Below are 17,262 nucleotides of genomic sequence, written 5' to 3'. Positions count from 1 at the left end.
AGATATGGGCGAGAGAGTGATTCGCACGGAACTGACCGAAAGGTTTGGTATCGACTATCCGATCTTCGGCTTCACGCCGAGTCAGGAGGTCGCGGCCGCGATCAGTCGCGCCGGCGGAATGGGTGTTCTCGGATGCGTTCGCTTCAACGAAGCGTCGGAGCTCGACGAGGTGCTCGAGTGGATGCACGAGAACACCGACGGCAAGCCGTTCGGTGTCGACGTGGTGATGCCTGCCAAGATCCCCACGGAGGGCAGCAAGGTCGACCTGGAGTCGATGATTCCGCCCGAGCATCGGGCATTCGTCGAACGTACCCTCGACGACCTCGGGGTGCCGCCGCTGCCGGACGGCAACCGGGTGGATGCCGGGGTGCTCGGCTGGCTGCACTCGGTGGCGCGTTCGCACGTCGACGTCGCGATGGCGCACGCCCGAAAGTACGGACAGATCAAGCTGATCGCGAACGCGCTGGGTTCACCGCCGCCGGATGTGATCGGCGTCGCGCACGAGAATGGTGTGCAGGTCGCAGCGCTTGCGGGCGCGAAAGACCATGCGCTGCATCATGTCGAGGCGGGCGTCGACATCGTGATCGCGCAGGGCTACGAGGGTGGCGGGCACACTGGCGAGGTGACGTCGATGGTGCTCTGGCCCGAACTCGTCGACGTCGTCGGCGATCGCGCACCTGTGTTGGCGGCGGGCGGCGTCGGCAGTGGTCGGCAGATGGCGGCGGCGATAGCCCTTGGCGCACAGGGCGTGTGGATGGGCACGTACTGGCTGACCGCTGCCGAGTACCGACTCGGCGCCACCGGCGACGGACCGTCGACGGTGCAGAAGGCGCTGCTCGCGGCGTCGTCGAGAGACACGGTGCGTCGTCGGATCTACTCGGGCAAGCCCGCCCGCCTGTTGAAGACGAAGTGGACCGACGCGTGGGATGCTCCCGGCGCTCCCGAGCCGCTACCGATGCCGCTGCAGAATCTGCTTGTCGGGGAGGCCCATGCGCGGATTTCGCAGGCGGACGACGCCGGCGTCGTCGCGATGCCCGCGGGCCAGATCGTCGGCCGGCTGAACTCGATCACCCCCGTCGCGGAACTGATCGCCGACCTCGTCAGCGAGTACCAGGAATCCGCCGCTCGGCTCGGGAAGACGCTGGAGTAGTTGGGTCGGGGTCTGGTGTGCGGGCCGTCGGGGGTGCGGGGCGGCCCTGGGTGCGGGCTGGCGGCCGGGCAGAAAGTAGGGGAAGGATTCTTTCCGTGGGCTTTTGAGGTTTCCCCGCGATGTTTGGCGAGGAGGGGTCGGAGAGTGGGGTAAGGACCTTTCCCCTACTCTCTGCGCGCCCGATGAGCAACGCACTCGATGATGCCGCTCAGCTGACGACGGTCTCACTCGACGATGCCGCTGCGTTGCAGCGCCTCGTAGATTCGGCCGACGAGGCGTCGAGGTGCGGCGAGATCGTTCCAGTTCCACCGCACGACAGCGACGTCGCGGGCGCGGATGGCGTCCTCGCGCAGCTTCTCGTTGTAGATCACTTCTTCGGGAAGTGCACCGCCGCTGGCTGCGGACTGGCGGTGGTACTTGATCCGTCCGTCGAACTCGCCGACGACGCGCAGCCGGCCGGTCGAATCGCGCCAGCCGAAGTCGCATCGGAACGTGGTGCCGTCGGGAAGTGTGATGACGACCTGCAGTTCGGGGTCCGGGAGATGTTCGGCGTCGCAGAAAACGCAGCGGCTGATCGTCTCGCCGATCGATTCTGACTGGTCGGTCGCGAGGGGGAGTGCGGTTCGCAGGACGTTGATTCCGTGGCAGGGGCCGAGCGCGTCGACGATGGGCTGAAGGTCGACGGGTTGCTCGCGTATGCGCCCCTGGTGGAGCCCGCTGTCGAGGGCGCAGACAGCTTGTCGGAAAGTGCCGAGACGCGCGACGTCGCAGACGGTTCGCCCGATCGATGTGACCTGGAATCCGTCGACGGTCACCAGATGGTGGTCGGGGATCGGTGTCTGGTGGATGACGAGTCCTGGCGACGTGCGCCCGGAACGCTGGGACACGAAGTGCACGGCTGAGCGGTCGGGGTCAAGCAGCGGCACGTCGAGCATGACCGCCGCGGACTGATGGCTGAGGAATCGGCGGGAGGTGCCGCTGCGTGCCGCGGCCACGACGGTGTCGCGGTATCTGGTCTCGGTGCGTTCGTGGTCTTCGAGGTCGGCGTACGCGGAAGACGACACGTACGAGCCGTGGCGTAATCGGTCGATCTGTCGATCCTTGAGGGCGCGTCGGATGTCGCGGTCGGTGCCGCCCCCGCCGATTACGCTGCGTCGGTAAATGATTCGGCTGTCTGAGGTTGACCCTTCGGGGTCGGATACGGGGAACGTGGTCACGGACTGATCGTGGCTGAAAGTCGCGGAAGGGAGTGGTCGTCGACGGCGGGCTGTGGATAACTGGGCAGATTCGCAGCGGTGTGGATAAGTCGTCGCGTCGGCGATGGCTTGGGCTGGCGGCCCGGGGGCCACTCGATGGGGGTTTGGGCGCGATCTTTCCCCGGGCTACTGCGCGGTGGGGCGGGCGGTCAGGGGCGGGGCGTGTTGGCCGCGCGGGCACGGGGCGCGATCTTTCCTCGGGGTTCTGGGGTTTCCGCGCGAAGTTTGGCGGGGAGGGGTCGGAGACTAGGGGAAGGAATCCTTCCCCTAGTTTCTGCGCGGTGGGGCGGGCGGCGATCGGGCTTGGTCGGCAGCGGGGTGGGTGGTCAGGCGTACGTGCGGCCGTGGCGGGTCCAGGTTGCAGGTGAGTCGGATTCGCGGAGAGTGCGTTTGAGCGTCTTGAATGTGGCCGTCTCAGGTAGTTCGTCGACGATGCGCACGCGGTGGGGCCACTGTTTGGGGCCGAGGTCGCTCTGGGCGGCGAGGAAGTCGCTGAACTCTGATGGTTCGAGGGTCGGAGCAACCAGGACTGCTTCGATCTCGTCGCCGATCTCGACGGGCACTCCGTACACGGCGGCCTGTTCGATTCGGCGGTGGCGCAGTAGGATTCGCTCGATCGGGCCGGTGCCGAGGTTCTCGCCGTCGACGCGCATCCACTCGCCGAGGCGACCGGCGAAGTGTATGTAGCCCGCATCGTCGACCCAGCCGAGGTCGCCGGTGTGATAGATCCCGCCACGCATGCGCTCCGCAGTCGCTGCGGGGTCGCCGTAGTAGCCGCTGAAAAGTCCTGGGCCAGAGGTGTTCACGATCTCGCCGATTTCACCGGGCGGTGCTGGCTCCCCGGTTTCCGGATCGACTATGGCTGTCGGTGAGCGCAGAGGTCCGAGTGCGTCGTCGGGAGTATCGGGTGTTCGGGTGATGGCGACACCTCCCTCTGTGGAACCGAAACCGTCGACGACGCTGCAGCCGAATCGGGTGGCGAAGCGTCGTCGATCGCGTGCCGACGCCTCGTTGCCGTAGACGATCCGCAGTGGGTTGTCGGCGTCGTCGGGGTCCTGGGGCGTCGCCAGAATGTAGTTGAGTGGCTTGCCGACGTAGTTGGCGTAGGTGATGCCGCAGCGACGAACGTCGGGCAGGAAGGCGCTCGCAGAGAACCTGCGCCGCAACGTGATCGACGCTGCGCCCCCCACCGCGACCGACCAGCCGGCGATGGTGGCGTTGGAGTGGAACATCGGCATCGAGAGGTAGACGTTGTCGGTTGGGCCGATGTCGAAACGTTCGGCGAGCATCGTGCCGCTTGCAGCGAAGGTTCGATGGGTGCAGCGAACCGCCTTCGGCTCGCCGGTGGTACCGGAGGTGAAGATGAGCATCAGTAGATCGTCGTCGGCGCAATCGGGGAACTCGACGAGTGTATCGACATGGGGTGTAAGTAGTTTGGGCCACTCGTCTGAGTCGACGTCGATTGTTCGCGCGCCGACTTCGACGTCGGCGAGGAGGTGGCGGGTGTCGGAGTTGGTGAGTACCAGATCGCAGTCGGCGGTGGCGATGTCGGCGGCGAGGGCGGCGCCGCGTCGAGTGGTGTTGAGTCCGACGACGACGAACTCGCCGAGCGCCGCCGCAGCGATCAGGTAGCTGAACTCCGCGACGTTGCTCATCAGCACGCCGACGTGGGGCGGTCGGCCGTCGGTCAACAGGTCGGTGACAGCGGCTGCGCGCTGCGCGGAGCGTCGCAGATGCTCACTCCACGTGACGAATTCGTCGTCGACGCAGAGTCCGCGGTCGGTGACGTCTGCCAGTTTCGACAGGAGGTCGGTGACGGTCACGACGGTGTGATCGTCATGCAGGCTCGGCCGCGAGCGCGTCGCCGAGCCGTCGGAGCGCCGTGTTGGCAGATCCGAGGGTGAACTCGTTCTGCTTGGCGCGTAGGAAGTATCGATGCGTGGGATGGCTCGTGTCCAAGCCGACGCCGCCGTGGACGTGGACGGCCGTGTGCGCGACTCGATGCCCCGACTCCGCCGCCCAGAACTTTGCGGTGGCGATGGCAGCGGAAACGTCTGCGCTGCCGGTGGTGTCGGGGTCGCTGGACGAACCGGCGTCGGACTGCGCGAGGAGCCACGAGGCCTGAGTGGTCGTCAGCGACAGCGCCGAGACGTCGATGTAGCCATCTGCGAGGCGCTGCGCGACGGCCTGGAAGGAGCCGATCGGCCGCCCGAATTGCTCACGCTCGCGGGCGTAGCGTGCGGTGGCGTCCAGCGCGGCGGCGAGCACACCGGACTGCTCGGCACAGACCGCAAGGGTGAGGCGATCGACGAGGTCGGATACGACCTCGACGCCGTGCAGGACATGGGCGTCGTCGAGTGCGACGTCGGAGAAGTCGACGTGATAGGTCGGGGTGAGTCCGGTTGTGCGGGTTTCGGTGATCGTGATGCCGGTGGCGGAGGCGTCGACGACCGCGACGGCGAGCGAGTCGGCATCGCTGGCCGTGACGAGCAGCAGCCCTGCCGCAGCGGCGTAGCCGACGTTGACCTTGCTGCCGCGCAACACATATCCGTTGTCGGTTTTGGTCAGAGTGGTTGTGGGCGAGAGTGTGTCGTCGCCGAGATCCTCTTCGACGGCGGCGGTCGCGATGAGTGTGCCGTCGGCGAGGCGGGGCAGTAGGTCTTTTGCGAGGGTCGTGGTGGCGTGTCGGGCGAGGATCGGTCCGGCCGCGATGGCGTGCTGCCCGAAGGGGACACGGGCAAGGTGCGTGCCGAGTTGCTCTGCGACGGCGGTGTTCTCGACGGTCGAGAGTTCGCCTGCGGCGTCGCCCGCGAGGGTTTCGGGGAGTTCGAGGGCGAGCAGGCCTGCGGCCGCGAGCTCACGCCAAAGCTGGTCGTCGAGCGGCGCCGAGGAGGTTTCGAGCGCAGCGACGCGTTCGTCGGTGCTGAGCTTGGTCGCGATGTCGGCGGCGAGATCGCGCACCGCCGTTGCGGTCTCGGGGAGAGTGAAGTCCATGGCGGGTGCTCCTCGGTGGGTAGGTGATCTCGACAAGCTCGATCAGCGGGGTTGGGCTCGATCAGCGGGCGGTGATCTCGACAAGCTCGATCAGCGGGGTTGAAGTTCGATCAGCGGGGTGGTGATCTCGACAGGCTCGATCAGCGGGGTTGGGGCTCGGTCGGCGGGTGGTGGGCTCGGTCAGCGGGTGATCTCGACAAGCTCGATCAGCGGGTGGGGCTCGATCAGCGGGATTGAAGCTCGATCATCGGGTGCGGGCTCGATCATCGGACGGAAGCTCGGTCGGCGGGTCGATTAGCGGCGGGCGGGCGGCAGGCCGAGGGCCAGCATGCCGATGATGTCGCGCTGGATTTCGTTGGTGCCGCCGCCGAAGGTGAGGATCAGCGACGTCCGCTGGTAGCGCTCGAGGCGGCCGTGGAGTAGGGCGCCGGGTGAGTCCTGCCTCAGCGTCGCGGCAGGGCCGACGACCTCCATCAGCAAACGGTAAGCCTCAGTGGCGAATTCGGTGCCGAAGACCTTGGTGGCAGAGGCGTCGGCAGGACTCGGTGATCCGCCGGAGGCCGCCGCGGAGGCGATCTTCCAGTTGATCAGCTTCAGGTACTCGACCTTCGCGTGTACCCGCGCGAGGTTGGTGCGCACCCACGGTGCGTCGATGACCCGCTGGCCGTCGCCGGTCTTGTGTTGCTGTGCCCAGGCGACGGTTTCGCGAAGCGCGGTCTGTACGGGGGCGGCGCTGCACAGCGCGACCCGCTCGTGGTTGAGCTGATTGGTCACCAGCGGCCAGCCGCCACCCTCTTCGCCGACTCGCGCGCTCACCGGCACCCGGACGTCGGAGTAGTAGGTGGCCGATGTGTCGACGCCGGACATCGTGTGGACCGGGGTGTAGTCGAAGCCGGCGCTGTCGGTCGGGACGATGAGCATCGAGATGCCCTTGTGTTTCTTCCCGCCGGGCTCGAGGGTCGACGGGTCGGTGCGGCACGCGAGCCAGATGTAGTCGGCGTATGCGACCAGCGACGTCCACATCTTCTGCCCGTTGATCACGTACTCGTCGCCGTCGCGCACGGCGGTCGTGCGTAGAGCCGCGAGATCGGTGCCTGCCTCAGGCTCGGAGTATCCGATCGAGAAGTGCAGTTCGCCCGCCGCGATCTTGGGCAGGAAGAAGGCCTTCTGCTCGTCGGTGCCGTAGTTCATGATCGTCGGCGCAACGGAGTTGATGGTCAGGAACGGGACGGGCGCGCCCGCGATCGCGGCCTCGTCGGTGAAGATCAACTGGTCCATCATCGAACGGTTCTGGCCGCCGAACTCGGTCGGCCAGCCGAGCGCGAGCCAGCCGTCAGAGCCCATCTGCGCCACGACGTCGCGGTACGCGTCGCCCTCGCCGAGTTCGCCGTCACCGCCCGTGAGTGCGGCGCGTCGTTCGTCTGTCATCAGTCCTGCGAAATACGACCGCAGCTCGCGACGAAGATCGGCCTGTTGCTCTGTGTACGCGATGCGCATGTTCGACCCCTGTGCTTTCGGTGGGTACTCGCCAACTTCTGAAACACGTTCTAACCTGTATCCACCCAGCCGTCAACCAGCGGACCTGACAACGAAGAGGGGTACTGATGCGAATCAAGGCGGATTTCGACCTATGTGAGGCCAACGGTGTGTGCGTCGGATTCGCACCCGAGTTCTTCGACCTCGATGACGACGACTACCTGGTGATTCTGTCCGACGAGGTGCCCGACGAGAAGGTCGACGAGGTGCGTCGGGCAGTGGCCGGATGTCCGAAGTCGGCACTGCGGCTCGAGTGAATTCGACGAGTGGTTTCGGGGGTTCTGTTCCGGCGCGCAGGGAGCGCATGTTAGAACAGGTTCTAGTAATCGAAAGGGGTTCGTGATGGTGCAGTCACTTGACGATCGGGTCGCCGTGGTCACCGGCGCCGGTGCGGGTCTCGGCAGGGCCGAGGCGATCGGGCTCGCCACGGCGGGTGCGACGGTGATCGTCAACGACCTCGCGAACGCGCTCGACGCCAGCGACACGATCGAGACCATCACCGGCGCGGGCGGCCGAGCGGTGCCCGTCGCAGGCGACATCTCCGACTCCGGCGTCGCGGCCGAGATCATGCGCGTTGCCACCGAAGACCTCGGCCGACTCGACGTCGTGGTCAGCAACGCGGGCGTCGTCCGCGACAAGATGCTGTTCAACATGACCGACGACGAGTGGGATCTGGTGATCCGGGTCCATCTCCGGGGACACTTCCTGCTCAACCGCAATGCGGGCGCCTACTGGCGCAACGAGTCGAAGAAGGCGGGCGGACCCGTCTACGGGCGCCTGATCAACACCTCGTCGGAAGCCGGTCTGCTGGGCCCCGAGGGGCAGGCGAACTACGCCGCGGCCAAGGCCGGGATCACCGCGCTCACCCTCTCCTCGTCGCGCGCGCTCAAGCGCTACGGCGTGCGTGCGAACGCGATCTGCCCACGCGCGCGGACTGCGATGACCGCCGCGGTATTCGGTGATGCACCCGCCGATGGCGTCGACCCGCTGTCGCCCGAGCACGTCGTGCGGCTCGTGAATTTTCTGGCGTCGCCCGACTCCGACGACGTGACCGGACAGGTCTTCGTCGTCTATGGTCCGCGCGTTACCCTGATGGCCGCGCCGACCGTCGACGAGGTCTTCGAGGCAGAGAGTGGCACCTGGGATTCCGACGATCTCGCGAAGACGCTCACGTCGTATTTTGCCGAGCGCGATCCGTCGAAAACCTTCACGGCGCGTGGGCTGGTCAACTGACCCACTTCTGTGTGTTTTGCGTGCTAGGTTGCTTGGAAACCGGGGAAGAGGAGCAGACGTTTGTCGCGCAGGCTTGACGCGCCGCTGGAACAGGTCGGCGACTTCGTTGCCCTAGGTGTCGATTCATTCCGCGAGCTGTTTCATCGTCCTTTTCAGTGGCGGGAGACGGTCGAGCAATCGTGGGCTATCGCGCGTGTTTCGATGATGCCGACGCTGCTCGTGGCGATCCCCTTCACCGTGCTCGTCAGCTTCACGCTCAACATCCTGCTGCGCGAGATCGGTGCGCAAGACCTGTCGGGAGCAGGCGCAGCGCTCGGCACGATCACGCAGATCGGTCCCATCGTCACGGTGCTCATCGTCGCCGGAGCGGGCGCCACGGCAATCTGCGCCGACCTCGGCGCACGGACGATCCGTGAGGAAATCGACGCGATGGAGGTGCTCGGGATCAACCCGGTGCACCGACTGGTGGTTCCCCGCGTGATCGCCTCGACCGGCGTGGCGCTGTTGCTCAACAGCCTTGTGTGCACGATCGGTATCGGCGGCGGATTCTTGTTCTCGGTCTATCTGCAGGACGTCAATCCGGGTGCGTTCCTCGCCAGCCTCACGCTGCTCACCGGCTTCGGTGAGCTGATGATCTCAATGGTCAAAGCGGCGCTGTTCGGGCTGTTCGCGGGATTGGTCGGCTGCTATCAGGGACTCAACGTCAAGGGTGGGGCCAAGGGCGTCGGCGACGCGGTGAACGAGACCGTCGTCTACTCCTTCATGGCGCTGTTCGTCGTCAACGTCGTGGTGACCGCGGTCGGCGTGAAGGCGACGGCGGGCTGAGAAATGGTCCTTCCTTTCACGACGCGGCTCCAGACCGCCAGAGTCGCGATCAAACGCGCGGGCGACGACTGGAACCAGATCGGCGATCAGGCGCTCTTCTATTGGGACAGCCTGATTGCGATCCCGCGAGCGGTACGCCAGTACAAGAAGGAGACGCTCCGGCTGATCGCGGAGATCTCCATGGGTTCTGGTGCGCTGGCGATGATCGGCGGGACCGTCGTCGTGGTCGGATTCCTGACGTTGTTCACGGGCGGCACCATCGCGGTTCAGGGCTATAGCTCGCTGGCCAACATCGGTGTCGAGGCACTGACGGGATTCTTCTCGGCGTTCATCAACGTCCGCATCGCGGTTCCGGTGATCGCGGGTATCGCGCTTGCCGCGACGATCGGCGCGGGAGCGACAGCACAGTTGGGTGCCATGCGCGTCAGCGAGGAGATCGACGCACTGGAGACCATGGCGATCTCGTCGATTCCGTACCTGGTCAGCACGCGCATCGTGGCGGGCATGATCGCGATCATCCCGCTCTACTCGCTGGCCTCCCTCGCCGCCTTCGTCGCCAGCCGATTCGCAACGGTCGTGCTCTACGGGCAGTCGTCGGGTGTGTACGACCACTACTTCAATACGTTCCTGATCCCGTCGGACATCCTCTGGTCGTTCGTGCAAGCCATCTGTATGGCCATCGCGGTGATGCTGATCCACACCTACTACGGCTACAACGCCGACGGCGGTCCGGTCGGCGTGGGCGTCGCGGTCGGCAACGCGGTGCGCGCGTCGCTGGTGGTTGTCGTCGTCATCACTCTGCTCACCTCGCTCGCCATCTACGGCGCCGACGGCAAGTTCAACCTGGCGGGCTGATCAGATGGCGCGCAGACAAGAGCGGAGCCCGCTGGTCCGCAAAACGGCAGCGGTGATCATGGTGGGTGGTCTCGTCGCGGTTGTCGTCGGTGCCGGCGCACAATTCCTCGGCTGGTTCGCCGACACCCAGCCGGTCACGCTCAACACGCCGCGAGCCGGTCTGGTGATGAGTCCCGACGCCAAGGTGAAACTGCGCGGTGTGCAGGTCGGCAGGGTCGCGACGATCAGGCAGGCCGACGGTCACGCGGTGCTCGACCTCGACATCGACAGCGACAAAATGTCGCAGATCCCCGCGAACGTGACCGCAGACATCAAATCCAACACGGTTTTCGGGGCCAAAGCCGTCAACCTGGTGATCCCGGAGACCGGACCGCAGGGCCACCTCTACGCCGGGCAGGTCATCGCGGCCGACCGCGTCGTCGTCGAACTCAACACCGTTTTCCAACAGTTGGTCAACGTGCTCGCCGACCTCCAGCCCGACAAGCTCAACGCCGTGATGGGCGCCGTCGACACCGCACTGTCGGGACAGGGCAAGCAGATCGGTGCGTCGCTCGACCAATTGTCGGGGTTGCTCGCGAAGACCAACCCTCATCTGCCGGAGCTCAACGAGGCGATCGAACAGGCCGCGGGAGCGACCAATGTGTACGCCGACGCCATGCCGGATCTGATGCGGACCATCGACAACGCGACGTTCCTCGGCAACACGTTGCTCGACAACTCGGCCAACCTCGACGCGCTGCTGATCAACGCGACCGGGATGGCCAATACGATCAACGGCGTGCTCTCGCCGCCCAAGCAGACACTGATCAACACACTGTCGAACCTGAACCCCGTCGCGCGGCTTCTCGGCTACCAGTCGCCGGGACTGACGTGCTTCTTGACGGCGAGCGCGCAGGCAGCTGATCTCGCCAAGCCGATGCTCGGCGGAAAGAACAACAATCTGCTCCTATACGCGGGATTGCAGCCGGGCACCGACCCGTACACGTATCCACAGAGCCTCCCGATTGTCGGCGCCGACGGCCCGCCGACCTGCGATGGAGCCCTGAGTGATCCCACAACCGACGTCAACTCGGGTTTCTACGTGACCGATAACGCTCCGGTGCCCTACCAGCCACGCACCACTGCCAAGGCCTCACGCGAGAAGCTCTTCCAGGTGCTCTTCGGGGAGCCCGCCCGTGGTTGACAATCGCACCCGCGCATTCCGCGCCACCGTCATCAAGCTGGGCGCCTTCGCGACGGTCATGATCTTGGTTTTCGTCGGCCTCGTCGCGGTGTTCAGCAACTATCGACCGGGGTCGTCGTCGGACTACTCCGCCATCTTCGTGAGTGCGTCGGAGATGAAGTCGGGGTCGAAGGTGAAGATCGCCGGTGTGCAGGTCGGGACCGTGGACAAGGTCGCGTTGACGCGGAACAACGACGCCGAGGTGTCGTTCAGCGTCGATGAGAAGTACCGGCTGCCGAAGTCGGTGCGCGCGTTGATCCGCTACGAGAACCTGACCGGCGACCGCTATCTCGACATCGAGCAGGGCGGTGGCGATCCCGACGACACACTGCCCTCGGGTGCGACGATCCCGATCGGGCAGACCGAGCCCGCGATGGACCTCGACAAGTTGCTCGGCGGGTTCAAGCCGCTGTTCCGCACGCTCAATCCCGACGAGGTGAACCAGCTGTCGGCGTCGTTGATCGAGGTCTTCCAGGGCCGAGCCCAGCGGGAGGCGCTCACCAACCTGCTCGCGCAGACGTCGTCGTTCACCGGCGCGCTCGCCGATCGAGACCAGTTGATCGGCGACGTCATCGACAACCTCAACCAGACGCTCGGCATTCTCGACGGGGACAAGAAGGGTCTCGACACGAGCCTCGATCAGATGCAGCAGTTGATCACCGGACTGTCGGCGCAGCGCGGAACCATCGGCAATGCGCTGACGCAGACGGCCGCGGTGACCAACGGACTGTCGGGGTTGCTCGGAGCGACCCGCCCCGACCTCAAGCAGATCGTCGCCGAGACGGGCACGGTGTCGGGCAACCTGCTGAAGTCGGAACCATACCTGCGACAACTCGCGGGACGACTGCCGAACGACTTCAAGAAGCTCTCCAATCTCGGCAGCTACGGCGCATGGCTGCAGATCTACTTCTGTCGAATCCGTTTGCTGCTCAGCGGACCTGACGGCAAGCAGTACTTCTTCACCTCCAACGACGTGATGGGCGATACCACGAAGGCCGGCGGGAGGTGCGCGGCGACATGAGCGAGAAGCGGGCGCTCCTCAACGGGCGCAGCCGAGTTCAGATCGGCCTCATCGGCGTCGTCGTCACCGCGATGGTCGTGATCGTCGCGATGCAGATGGACAAGCTGCCGTATCTGTCGCCGATCAGCAGATACACCGCGTATTTCGACGACGCTGGCGGGCTGGTGAACGGCGACATCGTGACGGTCTCCGGCGTGAAGGTCGGTACGGTCGAGAACATCGCGCTCGCACCGACCGACCAGGGCACGAAGGCCGCGGTCACCTTCCGCATGAACGACACCGTGGTGATGGGTACGGATACGCAGGCAGCGATCAAGACCGAAACAGTGCTCGGCAGAAGGAATCTGACGATCCTGCCACACGGTGGTGGACGTATCCGGCCGGGCGAGTCGATCGCCAACCGGAACACCATCGCACCGTATTCACTCTCCGACGCTCTCGACGAGTCGACCAATTCGCTCGCACAGACCGACACCGATCAGCTCAACAAGGCCCTCGACACCCTGTCGGTGACGTTCTCGTCGACCCCCGACGAAGTACAGGGCGCGGTCGACGGCGTGTCACGGCTGTCCAAGGCGATTGCCGACCGCGACAACAACCTTCGTGCACTGCTGGCCAAGGCCAACGGTGTCACCGACGTCATCGGCGACCGGAGCAAGCAGATCAATCAGCTTCTCGTGGATGCCAATTCGCTCGTCGGCGAACTGCAGTTCCGACGCACCGCCATCGCGCAGCTCATCAGTGGTACCCGTGATGTCGCCGACCAGATATCCGGATTCATCAAGGAGAACAACGAACAACTGCGGCCGGCACTGACGAAACTCGACGGTGTACTCGACATCCTCAACGACAACGAGGAGAACCTCAAACAGACCCTCGACCGGCTGGGGCCGTACGCCAACGCGCTCGGCGAGGCCGTCGCGTCCGGGCCACGGTTCGAATCGCTGGTCGGTGTCAGTACTTTCGGCGATTACACCGCGACGTTCATGAAGATCCTTCAGCAGAAGTATCCCGAGGCATGGAAGGCGTTCGGCTACAGCGGGTTCCCGCTGCTGCCGCAGGCATGGAGCCAAGCGCCGCCCTTCCCGCAGAAGGACACCGCACCGGCTCCGCCGCCGACTTACCCGACCCCGACGGCAGGTGGCTGACATGGCATTCCGTCGTTCCCTCCCGGGGAGCCGAAAGGCATGGGGCGCAGCGGGTCTGGTGGCGCTGCTGGTTCTCGCGGGCATCATCGGATACGCCGTCTACGACAGGGCGACCACCAAGACGATCACCGCCTATTTCCCGTCGGTCAACGGTCTCTACACCGGCGACACCGTGCGTGTGCTCGGTGTCCGCGTCGGAAAGGTCAGCTCCATCACGCCTCGCGCGGGCGATGTGAAGGTGACGCTCGACGTCGACCGTTCGACGCCGATCCCGGCCGACGCGCGGGCGGTCGTGGTGGCTCAGAGCCTGGTTTCCGGCCGGTTCGTGCAACTGACCCCGGTCTACGCGGGCGGAAAGCAGCTCGACGACGGCAGCGCGATTCCCATGGAGCGCACCGCCGTTCCGATGGAGTGGGACGACGTCAAGAAGCAACTCTCGAGCCTGACCAAGGCGATCGGACCCGATGGTGCCGACAAGGGATCGGCCGCCAAGCTGATGGACGTCGCCGACAAGAACCTGCAGGGCAACGGTGAGGCGATCAATTCGTCCATCACGAACCTCTCCGACGTGATGTCGACGCTGTCGTCGGGTCGAGACGACCTGTTCTCGACGATCCGCAACCTGCAGAAGCTGACCGACGCGCTCTCAACGAGTCACGAGGAGCTGGTGCAGTTCAACGGCCGGATCGCCTCTGTGACGGATGTTCTCGCCGACAACACGACGCAACTCGACGGCGCGATGCACAATCTGGATTCGGCGATGAGCGATATCAACACGTTCATCGACCAGAACAAGCAATCGTTGACCACCTCGGTGGCGAAGCTGTCGGACACGACACGCATCCTCGCGGAGAAGGACAGCCAGATCCGCGGGTTGCTGCACTCTGCGCCCAATCAGCTCGCCAACTTCTACAACATCTACAACCCGCTGACCGGTTCGCTGTCCGGAGTTTTCGGCCTCGGCATGGGCAACAACCTCATCACGCTGCTCTGCGGAACGATGGAGGCCAACAACAGGCCGGGTCAGAGCAAGGCAGACGTCGAAAAGTGTGTCGATGTGCTTGCGCCCGTTCTCGGTTCGCTCTCTGTGGCATATCCGCCGTTCATGTCCGACCCCGTCGTCGGCAAGAGTGCGCTCCCCAGCCAGGTCACCTACCAGAACGCCGACGTCAAAGCCCGCGCCCAGCAGGGCATTCGCGATCAGGACGCTGCGACGCGTCGCGGCAACGGCGGCGGGCTCGGCGACCTGCTGGTGCCGTGGGGAGGTGAGGGCTGATGCTGCGCCCCAACCGAACTCGCGGGCCGCGCAGGAGCCTGCGCGCCGCACTCATGATCGCGGTGGTCACGGCCATCGCGACGGCCTGTGGATTCGACGGCGCCGACAGCCTGCCCGTGCCGGGCGCGCAGGGCACCGGCAACGGATCGTACGAGATCTCGGCGGTGATCCCGACCGCGGCGGGCCTCACCAACAACTCCCCGGTGATGTTGAACGACGTGACGGTCGGAAGCGTCGGGGATATCGATGTCGACGCGAATTGGCATGCGGCGGTTCCGATCAAACTCAATCCGGGAGTGCAGGTTCCACGCGGTTCGTATGTGAAGGTCGGGATGACCAGCGTGCTCGGGTCGACACATCTGGCGATCGTGCCGCCGGAGAAGACGACGGCCGGCTATCTGCACGCAGGCGATGAGATTCCGCTGCCCGCGTGTCCCGAGCAGAAGAACATCGCGCAGCCATCGGGTCAGCGGGTCGCAGACATCAATTCCGCGCAGCAAGTGCCCCAGTGCGCATTCCCGACCACCGAACAGGTGCTCAGTGCACTATCGGTGGTGCTCAACGGCGGTGGACTCTCGCAGCTCGGCGACATCACCCACGAGCTCAGCCAGGTCCTCGGCGGCAACGCCGAATCGATCCGCGCGCTCGTGCCGCGCCTGAACACGCTCATCTCCGACCTCTCGAGCCAGTCGGGCGACATCATCGACGCGATGGAGGGCCTCGACCGGTTGAGTACGACGATCAACCAGCAGAAGCCGACCGTCGAAAAGGCTCTCGCCGACGGGCCGGCCATCTTGGCGATGCTCAACGACGAACGCGACAAGTTCACCGGCGCATTGTCGGCGCTCAGTGGCCTCTCGAAGACCGTCAACGATGTGCTGCGCGCCAACACCGACGACATCAAGACCATCGTCGCGAACCTGAATCCGACGCTCGGCGCACTCGCTGCGGCGGGTCCGGCGCTGCCGGGGGCGACCAGAATCCTGTTCACGTTCCCCTTCTTGGAGGAGACGATTCCGCAGATCGTCAAGGGCGACTACGTGAACTCCGACCTCGTGCTCGACCTGACGGTCGACAGGCTCAAGCAGACGATTCTGATGACCTCGGGTCTCGTCGGACCGGAAGGGGTGACCGGCCAACCTGCCGGAGCGGCCAAGCGCGGGCTGGATCCGTTCACGTCGCCGCTTGTACCCGGCGGTGAGAAGCGGCCCGACAGTGCGGACCCTGTCCCCGCCGGAACGCAGGAGTCGACCGCGACGGGAACGTCCACCGCTCCCCGGACACCCGTTCCCGCGAACGGTGGTGGCCGATGAAGATCACCAGGTTCGTCCGGATGCAGCTCACGATCTTCGCGATCGTCACCGTCGTCGCACTTGTTGCGATGGCCGTGTACTACGTGCGCTTGCCCGCGATGGCTGGTGTCGGTCGCTACGACGTGACACTCGAACTGCCGAGCACGGGCGGCATCTATACCAATGCGAACGTCAGCTACCGCGGAGTGAACGTCGGCAAGGTCAAGGAGGTCCGCCTCACGTCGAACGGTGTCGCGGCGACGCTGTCGATCGACAGCTCGGCGAAGATCCCCGCTGACTCCACTGCGTCGATCCGCAGCGTGTCGGCGGTCGGCGAGCAGTTCGTCGAGTTCACACCCAAGTCCGGATCGGGTGGCGACTACCTCGGCGACGGTGCGGTCGTGCACAGCACCGACTTGCCGGTCGAGATCTCGTCGGTGCTCGAGCAGGCCAATGCCCTGCTCACCAAGGTGGGCGACACCCGATTGCGCAACGTGATGGACGAGGCGTTCACCGCATTCAACGGAACCGGTGAGGATCTTCGGCGCCTGCTCGACTCGATGACGCTCCTCGTCGCCGACGCCGACAAGAACGTCGACGTGACGATCGATCTGATCAAGCAGACCGGCCCGCTGCTGGAGACGCAGAACAGGACAGCGGACTCGGTCCGTGCGTGGACGGCGAACGCCGTCAAGGTGACCGATCAGTTGCGTGCCAACAAGCCGGAGATCACCGACATCCTGACCAAGGGGCCGTCGACGGCGTCGAAGTCGCAGCAGTTGTTCGCGGACATGGATCAGACGCTGCCGATGCTGATCAACAACCTCGGCGTCGCGTCGAAGACACTGGCGCTCTACCTGCCGAATCTCCAGCAGGTGGTGGTGATCTATCCGCGGTTGATCAGCTCGCTGCTGACCGCGGTTCATCAGGGCTCGGCTGAGTACGGGCCGAGCGTCCTGTTCTCGCTGGGCTTCCAGGATCCCGCGCCGTGCACCGTCGGATTCATGCCGTCCAACGAGTGGCGCAGTCCCGCGGTGCAAACCGCCCGCGACCTGCCTCCCGGTCTGCTGTGCCGGTTACCGCAGGATGCGCAGATCGCGGTTCGCGGTGCCAGGAACTTCCCGTGCGCCGAGTTCCCCGGCCGACGCGCCCCGACGCCTGAGGAATGCCGGACGGGCTTCAAGGCGAGCACGGAGAAGAACGTCGCTCTGCCCAACGGGATCCCGGGCCTCGTGCCCGCCCCCGCCGGCTATACGACGCCTGGTACCCCCGGGTCGTATGAGGCTGGTCCGGCCGTTTACGGCACCACGTACGATCCGGATACGGGTGACTTCATCGGCCCGGACGGCAAGACGTACAACGCCGGAACCGGCAGGGACGCTCCTGCAAGCAGCGACAGTCAAGGACAAAGCAGCACGTGGCAGGGATTGATCACCAGCGGGATGGCAGGGTGA

At 65.4% G+C, this 17,262-nt stretch carries 15 protein-coding genes; 11 read left to right on the top strand and 4 right to left on the bottom strand.

Going from position 1 to position 17,262, the window contains the following annotated elements; all coding sequences use genetic code 11:
- Positions 1-19 precede the first annotated feature (19 nt).
- On the top strand, positions 20-1,150 hold the full coding sequence (locus tag RND64_RS18690; protein ID WP_331436688.1) for an NAD(P)H-dependent flavin oxidoreductase: 1,131 nt from the start codon (positions 20-22) through the stop codon (positions 1,148-1,150).
- A 224-nt stretch (positions 1,151-1,374) separates the two neighbouring features.
- Here the strand turns inward: RND64_RS18690 and RND64_RS18685 are convergent, their stop codons facing one another.
- The 4 genes from RND64_RS18685 to RND64_RS18670 all read right to left on the bottom strand — a co-directional run bounded on the left by RND64_RS18685 (position 1,375) and on the right by RND64_RS18670 (position 6,897).
- The gene (locus RND64_RS18685) at positions 1,375-2,367 is read right to left on the bottom strand and encodes a hypothetical protein (protein WP_049699894.1); all 993 of its coding nucleotides are present in this window, start codon (positions 2,365-2,367) and stop codon (positions 1,375-1,377) included.
- Between the two features lie 365 nt (positions 2,368-2,732).
- Positions 2,733-4,229 carry a long-chain-fatty-acid--CoA ligase gene (locus tag RND64_RS18680; protein WP_049699893.1) on the bottom strand — a complete coding sequence of 499 codons (1,497 nt, stop codon included), beginning with the start codon at positions 4,227-4,229 and terminating at the stop codon, positions 2,733-2,735.
- A gap of 13 nt (positions 4,230-4,242) precedes the next feature.
- Positions 4,243-5,400: an acyl-CoA dehydrogenase family protein gene (locus RND64_RS18675; RefSeq protein ID WP_049699892.1), complete on the bottom strand. Its 1,158-nt coding sequence runs from the start codon at positions 5,398-5,400 to the stop codon at positions 4,243-4,245.
- A gap of 294 nt (positions 5,401-5,694) precedes the next feature.
- Positions 5,695-6,897, bottom strand: coding sequence for an acyl-CoA dehydrogenase family protein (locus RND64_RS18670; RefSeq protein ID WP_049699891.1), 1,203 nt, complete (start codon positions 6,895-6,897; stop codon positions 5,695-5,697).
- Between the two features lie 107 nt (positions 6,898-7,004).
- On the opposite strand from RND64_RS18670, the gene RND64_RS18665 reads away from it, so the two are divergent.
- From RND64_RS18665 to RND64_RS18620, 10 genes are all read left to right on the top strand, one after another.
- Entirely contained in the window at positions 7,005-7,193 is a 189-nt protein-coding gene (locus RND64_RS18665; protein WP_005204755.1) for a ferredoxin, read from the top strand.
- Positions 7,194-7,278: 85 nt separating this feature from the next.
- Positions 7,279-8,169 (top strand): 3-oxoacyl-ACP reductase, encoded by an 891-nt coding sequence (locus tag RND64_RS18660; protein ID WP_049699890.1) that lies wholly within the window; start codon positions 7,279-7,281, stop codon positions 8,167-8,169.
- A 60-nt stretch (positions 8,170-8,229) separates the two neighbouring features.
- Positions 8,230-8,994 (top strand): MlaE family ABC transporter permease, encoded by a 765-nt coding sequence (locus RND64_RS18655; RefSeq protein WP_005204758.1) that lies wholly within the window; start codon positions 8,230-8,232, stop codon positions 8,992-8,994.
- 3 nt (positions 8,995-8,997) lie between these two features.
- The gene (locus RND64_RS18650) at positions 8,998-9,849 is read left to right on the top strand and encodes an MlaE family ABC transporter permease (protein ID WP_005204760.1); all 852 of its coding nucleotides are present in this window, start codon (positions 8,998-9,000) and stop codon (positions 9,847-9,849) included.
- A 4-nt stretch (positions 9,850-9,853) separates the two neighbouring features.
- The gene (locus RND64_RS18645) at positions 9,854-11,032 is read left to right on the top strand and encodes an MCE family protein (RefSeq protein ID WP_049699889.1); all 1,179 of its coding nucleotides are present in this window, start codon (positions 9,854-9,856) and stop codon (positions 11,030-11,032) included.
- Complete coding sequence (locus RND64_RS18640) at positions 11,025-12,092, top strand: MCE family protein (RefSeq protein WP_049699888.1); 1,068 nt, start codon at positions 11,025-11,027, stop codon at positions 12,090-12,092. Before RND64_RS18645 ends, RND64_RS18640 begins: the two co-directional genes overlap by 8 nt.
- On the top strand, positions 12,089-13,240 hold the full coding sequence (locus RND64_RS18635) for an MCE family protein (RefSeq protein ID WP_049700083.1): 1,152 nt from the start codon (positions 12,089-12,091) through the stop codon (positions 13,238-13,240). The genes RND64_RS18640 and RND64_RS18635 overlap by 4 nt, the downstream gene beginning before the upstream one ends.
- A 1-nt stretch (position 13,241) precedes the next feature.
- Positions 13,242-14,516, top strand: coding sequence for an MCE family protein (locus RND64_RS18630; protein ID WP_049699887.1), 1,275 nt, complete (start codon positions 13,242-13,244; stop codon positions 14,514-14,516).
- Positions 14,516-15,829 (top strand): MlaD family protein, encoded by a 1,314-nt coding sequence (locus tag RND64_RS18625; protein ID WP_049699886.1) that lies wholly within the window; start codon positions 14,516-14,518, stop codon positions 15,827-15,829. The genes RND64_RS18630 and RND64_RS18625 overlap by 1 nt, the downstream gene beginning before the upstream one ends.
- Entirely contained in the window at positions 15,826-17,262 is a 1,437-nt protein-coding gene (locus RND64_RS18620) for an MlaD family protein (protein ID WP_331436259.1), read from the top strand. Before RND64_RS18625 ends, RND64_RS18620 begins: the two co-directional genes overlap by 4 nt.

The organism is Gordonia sp. w5E2, from assembly GCF_036540975.1.
Classification (GTDB): domain Bacteria; phylum Actinomycetota; class Actinomycetes; order Mycobacteriales; family Mycobacteriaceae; genus Gordonia; species Gordonia jacobaea.
This window is presented reverse-complemented; position numbering and strand designations above follow the sequence as displayed.

Bases quoted from the DNA above. Each gene is read 5' to 3' on its own strand.
- RND64_RS18675 (WP_049699892.1), bottom strand. From the start codon at position 5,400: ATGGACTTCACTCTCCCCGAGACCGCAACGGCGGTGCGCGATCTCGCC.
- RND64_RS18670 (WP_049699891.1), bottom strand. From the start codon at position 6,897: ATGCGCATCGCGTACACAGAGCAACAGGCCGATCTTCGTCGCGAGCTG.
- RND64_RS18665 (WP_005204755.1), top strand. From the start codon at position 7,005: ATGCGAATCAAGGCGGATTTCGACCTATGTGAGGCCAACGGTGTGTGC.
- RND64_RS18660 (WP_049699890.1), top strand. From the start codon at position 7,279: ATGGTGCAGTCACTTGACGATCGGGTCGCCGTGGTCACCGGCGCCGGT.
- RND64_RS18650 (WP_005204760.1), top strand. From the start codon at position 8,998: ATGGTCCTTCCTTTCACGACGCGGCTCCAGACCGCCAGAGTCGCGATC.
- RND64_RS18645 (WP_049699889.1), top strand. From the start codon at position 9,854: ATGGCGCGCAGACAAGAGCGGAGCCCGCTGGTCCGCAAAACGGCAGCG.
- RND64_RS18635 (WP_049700083.1), top strand. From the start codon at position 12,089: ATGAGCGAGAAGCGGGCGCTCCTCAACGGGCGCAGCCGAGTTCAGATC.
- RND64_RS18630 (WP_049699887.1), top strand. From the start codon at position 13,242: ATGGCATTCCGTCGTTCCCTCCCGGGGAGCCGAAAGGCATGGGGCGCA.
- RND64_RS18625 (WP_049699886.1), top strand. From the start codon at position 14,516: ATGCTGCGCCCCAACCGAACTCGCGGGCCGCGCAGGAGCCTGCGCGCC.
- RND64_RS18620 (WP_331436259.1), top strand. From the start codon at position 15,826: ATGAAGATCACCAGGTTCGTCCGGATGCAGCTCACGATCTTCGCGATC.